Genomic DNA, 16,439 nt, shown 5'->3' with positions numbered 1-16,439 from the left:
CCATAGCTCGTAATTTTACACTCAATTTATACCGTGACCAAATGTTTAAAAATATGGCACAAGCTCAACGACTTTGTTCTTTTGGTCTAGACACGCTTAAGCAACTTTTTAGAATGAAATAGCCCTGCATTGGTGGAATATGTCTTAATTAGCCAAGACCATCAGCGCCTAGACTGCTTCCGCCGTAATGCCCAGGGAATTTGGACATTGCAATTTTATGATCCAGGTAGTGAAATTAATTTAGAAAGTGTTGATTTTATTACTAGTATTGAGGCTTTGTATGAAGATGTCACCTAAGCATTCAGCGATCAGCGATCAGCAGTCAGCCTAAGCTGGTTTTAATTTAAATTCTATTGTTATGACAGCAGTACAAAATTGATAATCGTAGGGTGGGCAGTGCCTGGTAATGCGATTGGCCTTTCGGCCACGCTACGCGAACGCTATCTGTTATTATCGGTTTCAAGCACTGCCCACCCTACCTAACTATGAAATTAAATAAAGAGCAAATTATCAGGTAATAGTTAACTGCTAAGCTAACAAAAAAACTAACAATTAATTACACATAATTGAGTTCAAAAGTTGCCAGTAAAGTTAATTGTAAATAAATGTAACAAAGTTTAATCAACCCTTGCATTTTTTCGAGTAGTTATGTATAGTATAGAAAGTACAGACTGAAACTAATAACCGCGCTGGATATGCCCGTTAATCATCCCCAGCGCGGCTTTTCTCCCACCTAAATAGGAGCTACTTCCATAATGGCACCAAAAAATCACAATTATCTCTGTGGAATGGGCATCTGTGGAATGGGCATCTTGCCCGTGACCGGAATGGGCATCTGGTGGAATGGACATCTGTGGAATGGGCATCTTGCCCGTAGCCTTGATGGGCATCTGTGGAATGGGCATCTTGCCCGTTCCTTTTTGGCAGCGGACCCGGTGGGTGCCATGGGCATCTTGTTGTGGAACGGGCATCTTGCCTGTGACAATTTTCGGGCGGGCTGTCCCAAAACTGGCTACCGAGAAAATGAGTGCGAGCCCGTCCCTAACCGGTGCAGATGATTTTTGCTGTTTGACTGTGCGAGGTCTAATCCTGAATGCGATTGGCCTTTCGGCCACGCTACGCGAACAACCTGTAACCTTGGCCTTGGCCTTTGGGCCACGCTACGCGAATGGCCACGCTACGCGAACAACCTGTAACCTTGGCCTTGGCCTTTGGGCCACGCTACGCGAATGGCCACGCTACGCGAACAACCTTGGCCTTGGCCTTTGGGCCACGCTACGCGAATGGCCACGCTACGCGAACAACCTTCAACCTTCAACCTTCCCTACCGCAACCCCTTGGGCGAACAACCTTAAAAAAAAATGGATAAATTCATCTAATATTCATAGAAATTTAATCTATTTTTGAATAAAATTCAGGAATATTGAAAGACTAGTTATAGTCTCTCTCGGTAGTATTATAATGTCGGTATTTTCGGTATGATTATTTTTAATTAAGCAACGAAAAATTCTTCAGTTTTGTCAAAGGTATTGTAGGATGTAGTTTGGGATAAAACCCTAAACTACCAAGGCTTTTTTTGATCTGTTAGTGCTTGTTGAACTGTAGCAACACGACTACCTCACTATGACCCAATTGAATTATTGGTTGAAATCCTTAGGAATGCTAACTGTAGCTGTGCTGACTACGGTATCTCCTATTACGTCTAGAAAAGCTAGCGCTAGAACAGTTGCGGACTTAAGGCAAGAGGGAAAATCTCTGGAAATTTCTGTGGTTCCTCCAGAAATAGCTCCTCCCGATTCCATTAAAATCCCTGTTCCTCCTCCGGAAACGAACAAGAATGGCATTTGTCCGGAGTTTCTGCCACCAGTAATTAACTCGATTATCGATCATCCTTCCTTTGCCAGAGGGAAATGGGGGATTGTGGTTGAATCATTATCGGAAGAGAAGGTTTTCTACAGCCACAATGCTAATCAATACTTTATCCCTGCTTCTAACATCAAACTATTAACTACAGCGGCAGCATTAAACAAGCTTCATCCCAATACTCCGATTCGCTCTAAGTCAATGGAAGAATGGGTGAAGATAACGAATCTAAAAAGCAACAATAGTTATGCTGATACCTTATTGCGCTATATTGGCGGGTCAGAAGTAGTGCAGGATGCTTTGGCGGAATTAGGAGTTAACCCTAATAGTTATCGATTGGTAGATGGGTCTGGCTTATCCCGGAAAAATTTAGCGACTCCGGAGGTATTTGTAACCACTCTCAAAGGGATGAGTGATGCTAATAATAATGAAGTTTTCTTCGCTTCTTTACCAGTTGCGGGAGTGAGCGGTACTCTGAAAAATCGGTTGCGTCATCCCTCTACACAAACCAAAGTTCAAGCCAAAACCGGCACCCTCAGAGGAGTGAAAGCTCTGTCTGGATATCTAGAACATCCCGATTACGGAACTATTGTGTTTAGCATCATGGTTAATCAACCATCCCAGTCAGGCAAAGTCTTAGAAAAGGGAATTGATCAGATCGTTCTGCGCTTAACTCAGCTGATGCCTTGTAGTTGATAGAGAGGCTGGGGAGATGGGGAGATGGGGAGATGGGGAGATGGGGAGATGGGGAGATGGGGAGATGGGGAGATTTTTATTAAGGGTAATTATCCGACTCCCGACTCCCGTTCCCCTCCTGGGAGGGGTTAGGGGTGGGTTCCGACTCCCGACTGTCTAATCCTTCAAACTAGTCTTCCCCCTATTCCCTATTCCCTATTCCCTATTCCCTATTCCCTATTCCCTGCAACAATCCGATCAAAATACCAATTCAATCCCGGAGCGAGCAAGCTATGGAACCGGCCTAGTAATCTCATCTCGAATCCTGGCATGATCCCAAACTGCTTTTTCTCAATACCTCGTACAATCTGATTCGCTACAGCAGTTGCACTCCACATCTGGGCACTGCCAGTAATCATCTTAGTTTCCAGGGGCTTGGTTTTATTTTCTGCTTCCAGTTGTGGGGTATCGGTATCGGGAGGATAGACAATAGAAACATGAATACCTTGGGGCTTTAACTCACCGCGCAAGGATTCCGCTAAACCCCGCAAGGCAAATTTACTGGGACAGTAAGGGGTATAGCCATAAATACCAATCAGTCCAGCACCGGAAGATAGCAGTACAATATGACCCTTTTGTTGCTCTACCATGCTGGGTAGTACTGCTTTAATAGCATAGAGGGAACCAAAATAGTTAACTGCCATGGTTTGTTCAAATACCTCTATGGGCAGCTCTTGGAAGTAACCGGGATGAGCAATACCAGCGCTAGTGATTAATAGGTCAGCCGGACCGATTTGGTCAATTGCTTGCTCAATAGCTGCTTCTACCTGTATCTGCTGGGAAACATCAGCAGAAATAGTGATAATTTTTGCTTGCGGATGCCTTCGCATCCCTTCAAGCTCGACTTTAGCCTGCTCTAGCTTAGCTGTATCCCTAGCAATCAAGGTCAGATTAGCTCCCTTCTGGGCTAATAATTTGGCAGTAGCTTTGCCAATCCCACTGGAACCCCCTGTGATAATAGCGTGCTGTTGATTGAAGGTCATGGTTGAATCTATAGGGAACAGGGAGTCGGGAGTCGGGAATCGGGAGTCGGGAGTCGGGAATCGGGAATCGGGAATCGGGGGCGTTGGGTCAGTCTTGGAATGAATAGGAGTAGAGTGGGCATCCTGCCCGCGCGAAAATATTGATAACGGGCAAGATGCCCATTCCGGTCACGGGCAAGATGCCCATTCCACAGATGCCCATTCCACAGATGCCCATTCCGGTCACGGGCAAGATGCCCATTCCACAGATGCCCATTCCACAGATGCCCATTCCACAGATGCCCATTCCGGTCACGGGCAAGATGCCCATTCCACAGATGCCCATTCCGGTCACGGGCAAGATGCCCATTCCACAGATGCCCATTCTACCTGACTCTTAAAATCATTCCATTATTAAGCAACGCCCCCTACTCCCTACTCCCTACTCCCTATTCCCTAAACTAAAAATGAATTATGCGATCGCGGATTCGCTTACCGCCACTTCCTCATTCTTAGCTGGTAAAGGTGCTGGTTTATTCGTCATAAATTCAGCCAGCTGAGCCTCAATTTGGTCACGAACAATTTGGCGATATTCCAGGAAGTGTTCTGCGTAGGCACAAACCACAAAGAAAGAGCCCACAACTTTCGGTTTCTGCTGAATCAGCTTAAACAGACTATTCCAGAAAGTCCAGCGGGTCTTACGAAGAACCCCTTGTCGCCAGCATATGGTCAGTAGCGCCCGGATAATCACCCAATCGATCGGACGAGATACACCATGCCTTGGTAGACCCAGCTTCATAAAGTAGTTGTAGATGCGGTTTAAAAATCGCTCTGGGTCATACAGAGTCCAAAACGCCTCCACATATTCACGAGCAATTTCTTCCACTGGCCGAGTTGGCACAAAATTGATCAAAGTGGTTTGGTTAATATTAGCCCCACCATCGAGAAGTCGTCCTTCTTTTTCAAGGCGATGCCACAGAGCAGTATTAGGCAATGCCTGCAACATACTAAACAAGGCAATAGGAATCGAGGTTTTCTCAATAAACTGGACAATGCGATCGCCTGCGCCAGGTTTTTCCCCATCAAAGCCCATGATAAACCCTGCCATCACCCTGATACCTGCCTGGGTAATTGCATCCACGGATTCACTCAGAGAATCTCGAGTATTTTGGAACTTTTTTGTCAGGGTAAGGCTGTCTTCATCAGGAGTTTCAATGCCTAAAAAGACCTCTTTAAAATTACAATCGACCATCAGGTCCATCAGTTCTTGGTCTTGAGCCAAATCCACTGAAGCTTCTGTGGTGAAGCTAAAAGGATACTCGTGTTCAGCCATCCAGACTTTCATGGCTTTCAGCAGAATCTTGACATTGCGCTTATTGCCAATAAAGTTGTCATCTACTAGAAAAATCCCCCCTTGGAAATTCAGTTCTAAGAGGCGTTCTAGTTCAGCTAACAACTGCTCGGGAGTTTTGGTGCGGGGTTTGCGACCGTAGAGGACAATAATATCGCAGAATTCGCACTGAAATGGACAGCCCCGAGAGAACTGGATTGCCATGGTGTCATAGGCTTCCAGGTCGAGAAGATCAAAACGGGGGATTGGGGTCTCAGTCACATCCGGCTTCTCACCATTAGCACGGAACACCCCTTTAGTCTCGCCCCGTTCAATCGCTGACACAAACATGGGTAGGGTAATTTCCCCTTCATCCAAAATCAAGTAATCTGCCCCAGCCGCTTCAGGCTCGTGGGGTGAGGTAGTCGGGTAAGGACCACCCACGGCTACCTTTTTCCCACGGCGTTTAGCTTCCTGAATGTGCTCAAGGAAATCTTTTTTCTGGACGATCATACCTGAGATAATCACTATCTCAGCCCAATCCCATTCTGCCTCCGTTACCTCAGATACATTGCGGTCAAGCAGTTTAAAGGACCATGTCTGAGGTAATATCGCCGCTACTGTCACCAAACCTAGGGGTGGCATCAGTGCCTTGTGATTCACCAACTCAATGGTTCTCTCCATTGACCAGAAACTTTTGGGAAACAGAGGATATAGCAGTAAAACTCGCATAAGTAGCACCTGAAACGATAGTTAGGTTTTCCGGAATTGATTTATCCGAATTTATCAATTGATCAAAGCTGGCTTAACTTAACCAGAGTTGGAAAGATGTCGTTGGCGGATTACCTGTCAGCCACTAACTATTAGGTTAGGTAAATATTAGGTAGGTAACGGGGTGGGAGACTATTCCCCAGTTAGTTACTAAGGTTTGCTAATATATATAGTCTGATCCCCGAGTTAATTTCCACTCAATCCGCCAACGGGGTTTGTAATCTGTAAGTTGCCAGTTTTCCCTTAGATTTACCTGTCAGTAGTTATACTTAGCACCGGCCTCAACTGAGAGTTACCCCTTGTTAAGGGATCATCAATAAGCTCAGGTTATGACCGTGTGCAGTATAGTTACTATCAGATAGTTACTCTTAGTTACTCTAAGGGTGATATCTGGGTACTATCGTCCTGCTGGAGCTTTGCTACTTCTTGAGCCAGGGTGTTCACCGTAAAGCGAATTTGCTCCTCCGTATGGTTACAGGTGATAAAGAAGCGCAGGCGGGCAGCATTTTGTGGCACCGACGGGTAGAACATAAACGGGACATTGATACCACGCTTAAACAGATTCTGAGAGAGTTGCACCGACTTCAAGGCATCTCCCACAATAATTGGAATCACCGGAGAATCTTTACTCGTCCCTGTGTTGAGTCCCTGTTTCTGGGCTAATTCCAGGAAAAGTTTAGCTCGCTGGTGCAACAGTGCAACTCGCTCTGGTTCTGCCTTGAGTAGCCTTATGGAAGCCAAGACCGAGGCTGCATTAGGGGGGGCTATGCCAACACTATAGACAAATCCGGGGGAGGTATACTTGAGGTATTCTACCACAGCAGCGCAACCAGCAATATAGCCACCGCAGCTAGCAAATGACTTGCTGAGGGTACCCATCCACAAATCTACATCAGCGGGATCAACCCCACAGAACTCACCAACCCCTCGACCATGTTTGCCCAGTACCCCGATGGAGTGAGCTTCATCTACCATCAGGAAAGCTTTGTGGCGTTTCTTGACTGCAATGAACTGAGGCAAGTCGGGAATGTCACCATCAGTACTGTAAACCCCTTCGATCACAATCAGTACCCGTTGATAGTGGTGACGACGCTCCTGGAGTATTTTCTCCAATGCCTGACAGTCATTATGAGGAAAAGCAATAATGCTCGCTCCCGACAGGATGCATCCCTGTAGAATACTGTTGTGGCTCAGAGAATCATGTAAGATTAGGTCGTTTTTGCCAAATAAGTGACTAATAGTAGTTACGTTAGTAGCATGACCGCCCACATAGACGATACTATCCTCAGTACCAATAAACTCAGCAATTTCTTTTTCGAGCTCTCGATGTAACGGTTTTTCCCCTGACAACAGACGGCTAGCACAGGCGGAGGTACCATAACGATCAATGGCATCCTTTGCTGCTTGAGAAATAACTGGGTCACCACACATCCCCAGATAATTATAAGTGGCATAATTAATCAGTTCTCGGCCACCAATCTGTGTGGTATTGTTTACCACCCGTTCTTGGGGGGTAAAGAAAGGATTGTTGACCCCCAGCGCTTTGATTTCCTCCTGTTGCAATTGCAGTTTGCGGTATTCTGGGTATAGGTGGAAATTATGGTATTCCGGTGGGATATCTTGATTGTCTAGCTTTTCTGCATCTTGATTTGGGATTAGACCGTTTTTGGCCGATAATATATGACCATTCGTTTCCGGTATTGACCTCCTTGACGAGGTTTCTAGGTGAGCTTGTGAGTTTCCTGTTGGTTGTTTAGCAACGTATTCCGCCAAATACTCAGCCAATGCCTCAATATTGTCGTGATCCCATAAAAGGGTTGGGGAAAGCCGATGTCCAAGGAAATTCTCCAGCTCTCCGGATAGGTTGACAGCTTCAATCGAATTCAAACCATAATCGGTAAAATCCCGATGAATATCGATTTCTTGGGCATCCAGCTCAAGTACTTCTGCTAGCTTGGACACTAACCAAGTCGCAATGCTTGATGCTGCTTTAGATAATTTTGGGGAACTGACGGTAGATTTGTGATCACTCGTAACCATAGTGGTCGGTGAGCTTTCTTTCCCGTTCCAGACCTGGTTCAACAATTCCATGTTGCACTCCTTCACCACACTAAAAGATTAGATCACCCAACTCCAGTTACTGGCACTGGGTGATCGTCTGCCCTTACCCCTCCATGACTTTTCGATCATTGAGTCTAGTTGTGAACCTTCAACAGCTAACAATGTTCTAAACAGAGATTATGCCTCTATTTCGGTCTAGTTGTCACTCTTGAAGCCAATGAATTGCTATTTTTGGGGTTGACTTGATGGTTATTTTGCCACGAACTACTAAAACTTGTGAAAAATTCTATCAATCAAGTCAAGTCTACCCTCTTGCGCCGATAGCGTTTGACAGGTAAGCTATTTTTCATCTAAAAATCTGTTTCGTAAGATGCAGATTTTGTTGATTGGGTCTGGTAACTTCGCCTCTAGGCTTGGTATGAGGGGAAACAAAGCAGGGATAATTCGCGATCGCATAATGGCAAACCATAAAGCTAAATACTCCAACTTAGTCGATCTCGTGGTCGATAGAGCGCTAAACCAACCTAACCAAATTGCTTACACTTTCCTAGCAGACGGGGAAACAGAATCTGGTCATCTGACCTATCAACAGTTAGATCAACAAGCCAGAGCCATTGCTGCTCAGCTACAGTCTCTAGTTGCCAGGGGCTCCCGTGCCTTATTAGTCTACCCCTATACCGCTGGTTTAGAGTTCATTGCCGCTTTCTTTGGGTGTCTGTATGCCTCAGTTGTAGCAGTGACCGCTAATCCCCCCCGGTCGAAACAGGCTATTGCCCAATTACAGCAGCGGGTCATTTCTTCCCAAGCCACAGTAGCCCTTACTACCACAGACCTCTGGAAAAGAATCCAGCAGCAGTGTGCCTCGAATCCAGAATTAGCCCCAACCTTAACTGAACTGTCCTGGATAGAAACCAACGAAATTTCCCCGTCTCTAGCATCAGACTGGATTGAAACCGAGCGCCCAGATCAGGATAGCTTAGCCTTTCTACAGTACACCTCAGGGTCTACCGGTAAGCCAAAAGGGGTAATGGTGACCCATGGTAATATTCTGTACAACTCAGCCTTGATCTATCAGTGCTTCGAGCATACCCTTAACAGTCAAGGAGTGATCTGGTTACCCTTGTTTCATGATATGGGCTTGATTGGTGGCGTGATCCAGCCCATCTATGGGAGATTTCCCCTTACACTCATGTCACCAGTAGCCTTGATACAGAAACCCGTTTGCTGGCTCCAAGCCATTTCCCGCTATAAAGCCACCACCAGTGGTGGTCCCAATTTTGCCTATGACCTATTGTGTCGCCAGGTCACTCCGGAACAGATGGAAACTCTAGACCTCAGCAGTTGGGAAGTAGCGTTTTCCGGTGCTGAACCGATTCGAGCCGAAACCCTAGAACGGTTTGCCGAGACCTTTGCACCTTGTGGGTTTAGACCAGAAGCATTTTACCCCTGCTACGGTATGGCTGAAACCACATTATTTATTTCCGGGGGATTGAAAGCTAACCCTCCGGTGATTAAGTATGTTGAGCAAGGTGCCCTAGGAGAAAATCAGGTGGTAGCTGCTACGAAAGACCAACAGGGAACACAAAGGATTGTCGGCTGTGGTCAGCCCTGGTTAGATGATCACGTGGTAATTGTTGACCCGGAAACCCTAATAGAGTGTCCAGAGAATAAAGTCGGCGAAATTTGGGTATCTGGTAATGGTGTCGGCAAGGGCTATTGGAATCAACCAGAGGAAACAGAACGGACATTTGGTGCCTATATAAAAGACACCGGCACTGGACCATTTCTGCGTACTGGAGACTTAGGATTCCTACAAGATGGGGAACTGTTTATCACCGGTCGCCTCAAAGAATTGATGATCCTCTGGGGAAACAACCGCTATCCCCAGCATATTGAAGCAACTGTTGAGAAGAGTCATCCAGCTCTGCGACCCAATGCTAGTGCAGCGTTTTCCGTAGATTTAGAAGGGGAAGAACGATTAGTTATTGCTCAAGAGATAAAGCGGAATTACCTTAGACACTTAGTGGTTGATGAAGTAGTGGCAGCCATTCGTCAAGCAGTAGCCCAAGAGCATATTGCTGATGTTTATGGGATTGTGCTGCTCAAAACCGGAAGTATTCCCAAGACCTCTAGTGGGAAGATTAAACGTCGGGAATGTCGGCTGCGATTTCTTGATGGAACTTTAGAAGCAGTAGGTGAATGGCGACAGAGTCAACAACAGCCCCGTAGTATTACCGATCTGTTGAGTCAGTTGAATGTTGGTGGCTCAGAATCCTAACGTTATTATTGGGATGATTTAGGGATCCGTCTAGGAATTGTCATAATTTTTGATGCCATATTACCTACTCCCAGATCCGCTGCTCCCTATTCCCAGATCCGCTGTTCCCTATTCCCTTTGCTATTAAATGTGTTAAAGATTACTAATTACCAGTTACTAATTGCGACCATCACTAGCAATTTATGAATTTTTTTAGCAACCAGTCAAAAAAATAATTATGTATGGTAAAATATACCTCTAAGCGCAGCTAATTTAATTAACTATGAAACGTTATTTAGAGGCTCTTAGGGAAAAAGCCAGAAATTTCCTGATCTATGGTATTGGGAAAACACTTATCTACAAGTTGGAAAAGCTAATTACTAATTATTCATTAATTGGTAATTCAACCTTCTTTGAGCCTGACCAATTTAATTGGGTGGAAGAGTTAGAATCTCAATCGATGAGGATTCGCCAAGAGCTCGATCAAGTCTTGAAATATAGAGATAGTCTACCCACCTTCCAAGATATTTCCCCAGACCAGGGAGATTATCTCAGCACAGATAATCGCTGGAAAACCTATGGCTTTTATGGCTATGGAATTAAATCTAAACAAAATTGTAAAAACTGTCCGGAAACCACTCGTATTATCGAAAAAATTCCAGGTATGAAAACGGCATTTTTTTCAATCCTATTACCTGGGAAGCATATCCCTGAACACAGGGGACCTTATAAAGGGGTAATCAGATGTCTTCTAGGATTACGTGTTCCTGAACCAAAGGAAAATTGTCGGATTCGTGTTGGTAACGACATTCGCTATTGGGAAGAAGGAAAAGCGATGATATTTGATGATACCTTCCCCCATGAGGTATGGAATGAAACCGATGGAATCCGGGTGGTTTTATTTCTAGATATTGTTAGACCCCTCCGTTTTCCTGCTTCATGGATTAATCTATTATTTATTAAACTAATTGCTTGGTCACCCTACGTTCAAGATGCTATGGCTAATCAGAAAAAATGGGAAAAACGCTTAGATAAGGTGTTTGCTGGCTCTTGAAGAAATAGGGAATAGGGAATAGGGAATAGGGAATAGGGAATAGCGATGCATCGCTTTTATCGTACTTCCTGAATCAAGACTGCAGAGGTAAAAATAATTTTTTACCTTTTCTTTGTTACCTTTTCTTTCTTTCCTGCTCCCTACGAGGTACACAGGTTTTTTCCCCTCTTACCTTTGATATCCTAAATCTTATGTCGTAGTGGTCAGGTTGGCAGAAATTATATGTACCATTTCGGTGCTTTGGCGGCTGGGTTGTTTAGCAAACCTACCGGTGGCGCAGATACCTTCATCAAGCAGTTAGGGTTCACGGATCTTTATTTTGGTTCAGGGGATTTTCCCCATAAGCTCGGGTATTCCCAAACCGTGCCAATCCCTGGGCATCTGAGCATACAAGAAAATTTACCGGTACCAATTCCAGATGCGATCGCAAAATTCCTACTCAAACGGAAGCTGGCGATGACAGGATTTGTCGAAGACTTGCCCCAACCGGAAAATAGGGTAGAGGTTAGCAACACAGGAGCGATCCATCTATTCCACAAATTTCATCCTTACGATATTTACCGCTCCCGTTACTATATGTATGGGCCAGCTCAAGAAAGTGATGGGCCATGCTGGGGTAGTATTCATGTTTGGTGCCACCGGGGATAAAGATGATCGTCACACAGCCCATCAAGTGGGCACCACACGTTTTGGTACCGATTCCAAAACATCAGTGCTTGACCCATACTGCCGTTTGCACGATCATGACAATGTATTTGTTGTGGATGGTGGATTTATGCCAACCTCTTTGGGGGTTAGTCCTGCTTTAACCATAGTAGCTAATGCACTGCGAGTGGCAGATTATATTAACGAGACTTGTTAGCATGAAAACTGTTGTAATCACAGGAATTTCCGGCACCCTCGGCAGTGCGTTAGGTCAAGAGTACATCAATCGTGGTTGGCAAGTAGTTGGTGTAACCCGTCAAGAAACCCTCGAAGGTAACTATTTCAATACATTGTGTGTGTCTCAACAACAAACCCTTGAAGATGCCCAAAAGTTGCTTGAGTATGACCCCGATGTGATTATCCTGAATGCAGGACAAATCGAAACTGAGGTAGGGGATGGAGGAGTGCCACTGGTTGAGATAGTAGAATCGATGAACCGTGTTAACTACAGTTGGCCAGCATTGGTAGCCCTCGAAGCAGCCAAGCTAAAGCGCGAGCGACCCCTAGATGTTGTTGCTATTGGTTCCATCGCAGATGGTAGCCCTTCTTGTTTTGGTCCACTCTATCATTCTGGTAAAATCCCTTTGCACTATTACTGGTCAGGTGTTGGACCAATCGTTTACCACGCCAGCAATCATCAAATTCCCATGAGGCTTTACCGTCCTGGTGTGATCAGCGGTCCCTTGGCTTGGGCACCAGTGAACCGTCTCAATGAAAAAGGTTATAAAATCCGAGCTAACCGAGTCAATTCTGCTCCTCCTGCTGAAAAAGTGGCTAAGACAATCGCCAGCTGGATTGAGAAAAACCAAGAATGGGTGGGAACTTATGATGAGCCTTTTAGCTTGAAAATATTCAAATACGTCTCCTCTTTGCTTTGTTCCCCAATTTATTTAACAAACTACAGTTGTTTGGATGGCATCGGTGCAGCAAATTAGTCTAACTATGAAATAGGTAATTTCGGTAAGAATGTCGGAAGTGTGGGAATGGGAATGATTGTTAATAATTGATGTATTATTTACCAAATGTATGTTAAAAATTAATTCCAGTAAAATAAATTATTGTTACTCGAAGCTCCTAACCTAAAAATCCTAAATTGGAGCATAGTTGGTTATGTCGGAATTAGGCTAAAGTAATGATTTTAAATGTTTTGTGTAAGTTGTTTTGTGTAAGTTGTTGAGTGCAGGGGTAAAAGGTGTCACAAACTATTCTCCAAGCAGCCACATTAGTTGATATCCTGCGCTACAGAGCAGTTAACCAGCCAGATGCGATCGCATATACCTTTTTGGTGGATGGAGAAACCGAACAGGTCACTCTGACTTACCAACAGTTGGAGCAACAAGCCCAAGCGATCGCGTTTCACCTGCAATCAATATATTCCCAAGGAGAAACTGCCCTACTACTGTATCCTCCTGGTCTAGACTATATTTGTGCATTTTTCGGGTGTCTGTACGCTGGGGTTGTAGCTGTCCCCGCTTATCCTCCTAGACCAAACCGCTCCCTTGTCCGTGTTCAGGCAATTGTCAAGGATTCCCTGGCAAGGGTAGCCCTAACTACCCAAGCAATCCTGTCTAATTTAGAGCGACGGTTTACTCAAGCTCCAGAACTGAAGACACTGCACTGGCTAGCCACAGAAAACATCAACGGCAACTTAGCTCAATCATGGCAGCAACCAGCTATAGATGGTAGCACCCTAGCTTTTCTCCAATACACCTCTGGTTCAACCGCTGCCCCGAAGGGAGTGATGATTAGCCACAGCAATCTAGTCCATAATTCAGGTGCTATCTATCAGTATTTTGAGCACACCGACCAGAGCAGTGTGGTGAGTTGGTTGCCGATGTACCATGACATGGGTCTGATTGGTGGCATACTCCAACCTCTATACGGCGGTTTTCCAGCTACTCTCATGTCCCCCTTGATGTTTTTGCAAAGTCCGATCCGCTGGTTAAAAGCAATTTCCAACTATCGAGCCACCAGCAGTGGAGGACCAAACTTTGGTTACGACTTATGCGATCGCAAAATCAAGCCGGAACAACTAACAAACTTGGATTTGAGTAGTTGGGACATTGCCTTTAACGGAGCTGAGCCCATTAACTCGGCCATTTTAGAGCGGTTTGCCACAAAGTTTGATTCCTGTGGCTTCCGCCGAGAAGCATTCTACCCTTGCTATGGCATGGCTGAAGCCACCTTAATGGTTTCTGGTGGTATCAAAAGTGCCCCAATTGTCTTAAAAACAGTTGAGGGGGCAGCACTGGAGCAAAATCAGGTTGTCCCAGCTAGTGTTGATCAAGAAGGTACCCTTACTCTGGTAGGCTGTGGTCAAAGCCTGCCAGACCAGCAGATTGTAATTGTCCATCCTGAAACCTTGACCCCATGTGAACCAGGACAAGTGGGAGAAATTTGGGTATCAGGACCAAGCATTGCCCAAGGTTACTGGAATCAACCGGCAACAACAAAACACAACTTTGGCGTAACCCTAGCACCGATGGGGGAAAAGCCATTTCTACGCACCGGTGACTTGGGATTCATGCTCGATGGTGAATTATTTATTACTGGTCGTCTGAAGGATCTGATTATTATTAATGGTCGTAACCACTATCCCCAAGATATTGAATGGACCGTAGAAAACACCCACTCCTTGCTCAGACCCACGTGTTCGGCAGGATTTTCCGTGAATATTGCTGGTGAGGAACAGTTAGTGGTGATTGCTGAGGTAGAACGTAGCTATTGGAAATCTACTCGGCTAGCCGCTTCTGATCCTGGCAATGGAGCGAAAGGCCATGCCCTTGATACCAAGGAGTTAATCCGGTTAATCAGACGAGCAGTCTTACAACATCACGATTTGCAGGTTCATACTGCTCTGTTGCTCAAACCAGGTACTATTCCCAAGACCTCTAGTGGTAAGATTCAGCGTCATGCCTGTCGCCAGAGTTTTCTAGCGGGAACTCTGGCTGTTATAAATGATGGGGATTAGGCTATTGGCTTTAGGCACCCTTAACCATTAAGATAACACCTTGCCCTAAGCCTCAAAACTTCCTGAACAGACTCGCTTCAGGTGGAATGAGAATTATAGCAGTCGAAGTAAAGGTTAACAGATGTTTATGTTGCCTGTTCCCTTGACACCGGAGATGATATATTATGTCCTAAAGTATACTTTCCTTGAGAGAATTTAACAATTTTGTAACAATTTCGGATAGAATAAGGCATCAGTGGCCTTCGTTGGTAGTTGCAGTAAATAGCTTATGTCGGAGAATTCGTGGTCAGAAAAAGCGCCAAGCCAAGAGCTGAACCAACTTGGCTCTATGCTGTCTAACTTGTCAGAGGAAGAGTTTGAAACTAGCTTATTTTTTCATGGACTAGAAGGACGCCGACGCAAAGCAGCTTTAGTGTTAACCATAGTGTGGTGCATAACCATAGCACTGCATTTGGTGTCTTGGGGGATCTGGGTGAGCTTGGGCTTAACAACGATATTAGGAATTCATTGCCTACGGTTCTTGCTGGCTCGACCGTTAAAAACCCCTCAACCCTTTTTAGATGAGGAGAAAGACGATTTTCCCTTTGTGTCTCTGGTAGTAGCAGCAAAAAATGAAGAAAGTGTCATCAGTAATTTAGTTAAGTCTCTATGTCAATTAGACTACCCGAAAAATCAGTATGAACTGTGGGTAATTGACGATCACAGTACTGACCAAACACCAGAAATCTTAGATAAGTTAGCAGCAACATACGACCAGTTGAAGGTACTGCACCGGAGTGCTAATGCCGGGGGAGGGAAATCAGGAGCACTCAATCAGGTACTTGGTTTAACGAAAGGCGAGATTGTAGCAGTATTTGATGCAGATGCTAAAGTTCCCAAAGATATGCTAAGGCGGGTGTTGCCCTTATTTAATAACCCGCGAGTGGGAGCAGTGCAGGTCAGAAAAGCGATCGCAAATGCAGCACTGAATTTCTGGACACGAGGGCAAATGGCAGAAATGGCTCTCGACAGCTATTTCCAACAGCAACGTATAGCAGTGGGTGGGATTGGTGAATTGCGGGGCAATGGTCAGTTTGTCCGACGTTGCGCACTACAGCGTTGCGGTGCCTGGAATGAAGAAACCATCACCGACGACTTAGATTTAACCATTCGCCTACACCTGGATCAGTGGGATATTGGCTTTCTCAATTACCCGCCAGTAGAAGAAGAAGGAGTCACCAGTGCGATCGCACTCTGGCATCAACGGAACCGTTGGGCAGAAGGAGGGTACCAGCGCTATCTAGATTACTGGCGTTTAATTGTAAGTAACCGCCTAGGTTTGCGGAAAACTCTAGATTTATTTACCTACTTGATCATCCAGTACTTTTTGCCCACTGCTGCTGTACCAGACTGTTTGATGGCTATTGCCCGTAACCGTCTACCTATTTTTAGCCCCATTACTGGGCTAACTGTCACCGTATCAGTGATTGGGATGTTTGTTGGGCTGCGCCGCACCAATCAAAATCGACGATTAGGTGTTTCTAACCTGTTGGTTCCTCTATTGCAGACCTTGAGGGGAAATCTTTATCTATTGCACTGGATGGTGGTGATGGCCGCTACAACCGCTCGGATGTCTGTGCGTCCTAAACGGTTGAAATGGGTGAAAACAGTCCATAGAGGTGGTAGCGAAGAATGGAGAATGAAGAATGAAGAATGAAGAATGGAGAATGGAGAATGGAGAATGGAGAATG

The 16,439-nt window shown here is 45.3% G+C and carries 16 protein-coding genes; 12 read left to right on the top strand and 4 right to left on the bottom strand.

Features of this window, described 5'->3' with window-relative positions; genetic code table 11:
* The first annotated feature begins 132 nt into the window (after positions 1 to 132).
* Positions 133 to 297, top strand: coding sequence for a hypothetical protein (locus tag F6K49_RS13935; protein ID WP_293097437.1), 165 nt, complete (start codon positions 133 to 135; stop codon positions 295 to 297).
* Positions 298 to 677: 380 nt separating this feature from the next.
* On the opposite strand, the gene F6K49_RS13930 is transcribed toward F6K49_RS13935, so the two are convergent.
* Positions 678 to 971, bottom strand: a complete 294-nt coding sequence (locus tag F6K49_RS13930; protein WP_293097429.1) for a hypothetical protein — start codon at positions 969 to 971, stop codon at positions 678 to 680.
* Between the two features lie 52 nt (positions 972 to 1,023).
* On the opposite strand from F6K49_RS13930, the gene F6K49_RS13925 reads away from it, so the two are divergent.
* From F6K49_RS13925 to F6K49_RS13915, 3 genes are all read left to right on the top strand, one after another.
* The gene (locus F6K49_RS13925; RefSeq protein ID WP_293028862.1) at positions 1,024 to 1,407 is read left to right on the top strand and encodes a hypothetical protein; all 384 of its coding nucleotides are present in this window, start codon (positions 1,024 to 1,026) and stop codon (positions 1,405 to 1,407) included.
* Between the two features lie 216 nt (positions 1,408 to 1,623).
* Positions 1,624 to 2,559, top strand: a complete 936-nt coding sequence (gene dacB, locus F6K49_RS13920; RefSeq protein ID WP_293028866.1) for a D-alanyl-D-alanine carboxypeptidase/D-alanyl-D-alanine-endopeptidase — start codon at positions 1,624 to 1,626, stop codon at positions 2,557 to 2,559.
* A gap of 16 nt (positions 2,560 to 2,575) precedes the next feature.
* Complete coding sequence (locus F6K49_RS13915) at positions 2,576 to 2,719, top strand: hypothetical protein (protein WP_293028869.1); 144 nt, start codon at positions 2,576 to 2,578, stop codon at positions 2,717 to 2,719.
* A 49-nt stretch (positions 2,720 to 2,768) separates the two neighbouring features.
* Here F6K49_RS13915 and F6K49_RS13910 read toward each other — a convergent pair whose 3' ends face one another.
* Positions 2,769 to 3,581 carry an SDR family oxidoreductase gene (locus F6K49_RS13910; protein ID WP_293028875.1) on the bottom strand — a complete coding sequence of 271 codons (813 nt, stop codon included), beginning with the start codon at positions 3,579 to 3,581 and terminating at the stop codon, positions 2,769 to 2,771.
* A gap of 233 nt (positions 3,582 to 3,814) precedes the next feature.
* Here F6K49_RS13910 and F6K49_RS13905 point away from each other — a divergent pair, with 233 nt between their 5' ends.
* Positions 3,815 to 3,961, top strand: a complete 147-nt coding sequence (locus F6K49_RS13905) for a hypothetical protein (RefSeq protein ID WP_293097424.1) — start codon at positions 3,815 to 3,817, stop codon at positions 3,959 to 3,961.
* Positions 3,962 to 4,032: 71 nt separating this feature from the next.
* Here the strand turns inward: F6K49_RS13905 and F6K49_RS13900 are convergent, their stop codons facing one another.
* Both F6K49_RS13900 and F6K49_RS13895 read right to left on the bottom strand, forming a co-directional pair.
* Entirely contained in the window at positions 4,033 to 5,622 is a 1,590-nt protein-coding gene (locus tag F6K49_RS13900; RefSeq protein ID WP_293025710.1) for a B12-binding domain-containing radical SAM protein, read from the bottom strand.
* A 411-nt stretch (positions 5,623 to 6,033) separates the two neighbouring features.
* Positions 6,034 to 7,752 (bottom strand): aminotransferase class I/II-fold pyridoxal phosphate-dependent enzyme, encoded by a 1,719-nt coding sequence (locus F6K49_RS13895; protein ID WP_293025712.1) that lies wholly within the window; start codon positions 7,750 to 7,752, stop codon positions 6,034 to 6,036.
* A 427-nt stretch (positions 7,753 to 8,179) separates the two neighbouring features.
* On the opposite strand from F6K49_RS13895, the gene F6K49_RS13890 reads away from it, so the two are divergent.
* From F6K49_RS13890 to F6K49_RS13860, 7 genes are all read left to right on the top strand, one after another.
* Entirely contained in the window at positions 8,180 to 10,000 is a 1,821-nt protein-coding gene (locus tag F6K49_RS13890; RefSeq protein WP_293069077.1) for a fatty acyl-AMP ligase, read from the top strand.
* A gap of 262 nt (positions 10,001 to 10,262) precedes the next feature.
* The gene (locus F6K49_RS13885) at positions 10,263 to 11,033 is read left to right on the top strand and encodes an aspartyl/asparaginyl beta-hydroxylase domain-containing protein (RefSeq protein ID WP_293069034.1); all 771 of its coding nucleotides are present in this window, start codon (positions 10,263 to 10,265) and stop codon (positions 11,031 to 11,033) included.
* A gap of 222 nt (positions 11,034 to 11,255) precedes the next feature.
* On the top strand, positions 11,256 to 11,681 hold the full coding sequence (locus F6K49_RS13880) for a hypothetical protein (RefSeq protein ID WP_293097417.1): 426 nt from the start codon (positions 11,256 to 11,258) through the stop codon (positions 11,679 to 11,681).
* On the top strand, positions 11,659 to 11,895 hold the full coding sequence (locus tag F6K49_RS13875) for a GMC oxidoreductase (RefSeq protein ID WP_293097412.1): 237 nt from the start codon (positions 11,659 to 11,661) through the stop codon (positions 11,893 to 11,895). The genes F6K49_RS13880 and F6K49_RS13875 overlap by 23 nt, the downstream gene beginning before the upstream one ends.
* Position 11,896: 1 nt before the next feature.
* Positions 11,897 to 12,673 (top strand): NAD-dependent epimerase/dehydratase family protein, encoded by a 777-nt coding sequence (locus F6K49_RS13870; RefSeq protein WP_293069040.1) that lies wholly within the window; start codon positions 11,897 to 11,899, stop codon positions 12,671 to 12,673.
* A 257-nt stretch (positions 12,674 to 12,930) separates the two neighbouring features.
* A complete protein-coding gene (locus tag F6K49_RS13865) occupies positions 12,931 to 14,709 on the top strand; it encodes a fatty acyl-AMP ligase (protein ID WP_293097408.1) in 1,779 nt (592 codons plus the stop codon).
* 268 nt (positions 14,710 to 14,977) lie between these two features.
* On the top strand, positions 14,978 to 16,405 hold the full coding sequence (locus F6K49_RS13860; protein ID WP_293097405.1) for a glycosyltransferase family 2 protein: 1,428 nt from the start codon (positions 14,978 to 14,980) through the stop codon (positions 16,403 to 16,405).
* The last annotated feature ends 34 nt before the right edge of the window (positions 16,406 to 16,439 follow it).

The organism is Moorena sp. SIO3I6, from assembly GCF_010672095.1.
This window is presented reverse-complemented; position numbering and strand designations above follow the sequence as displayed.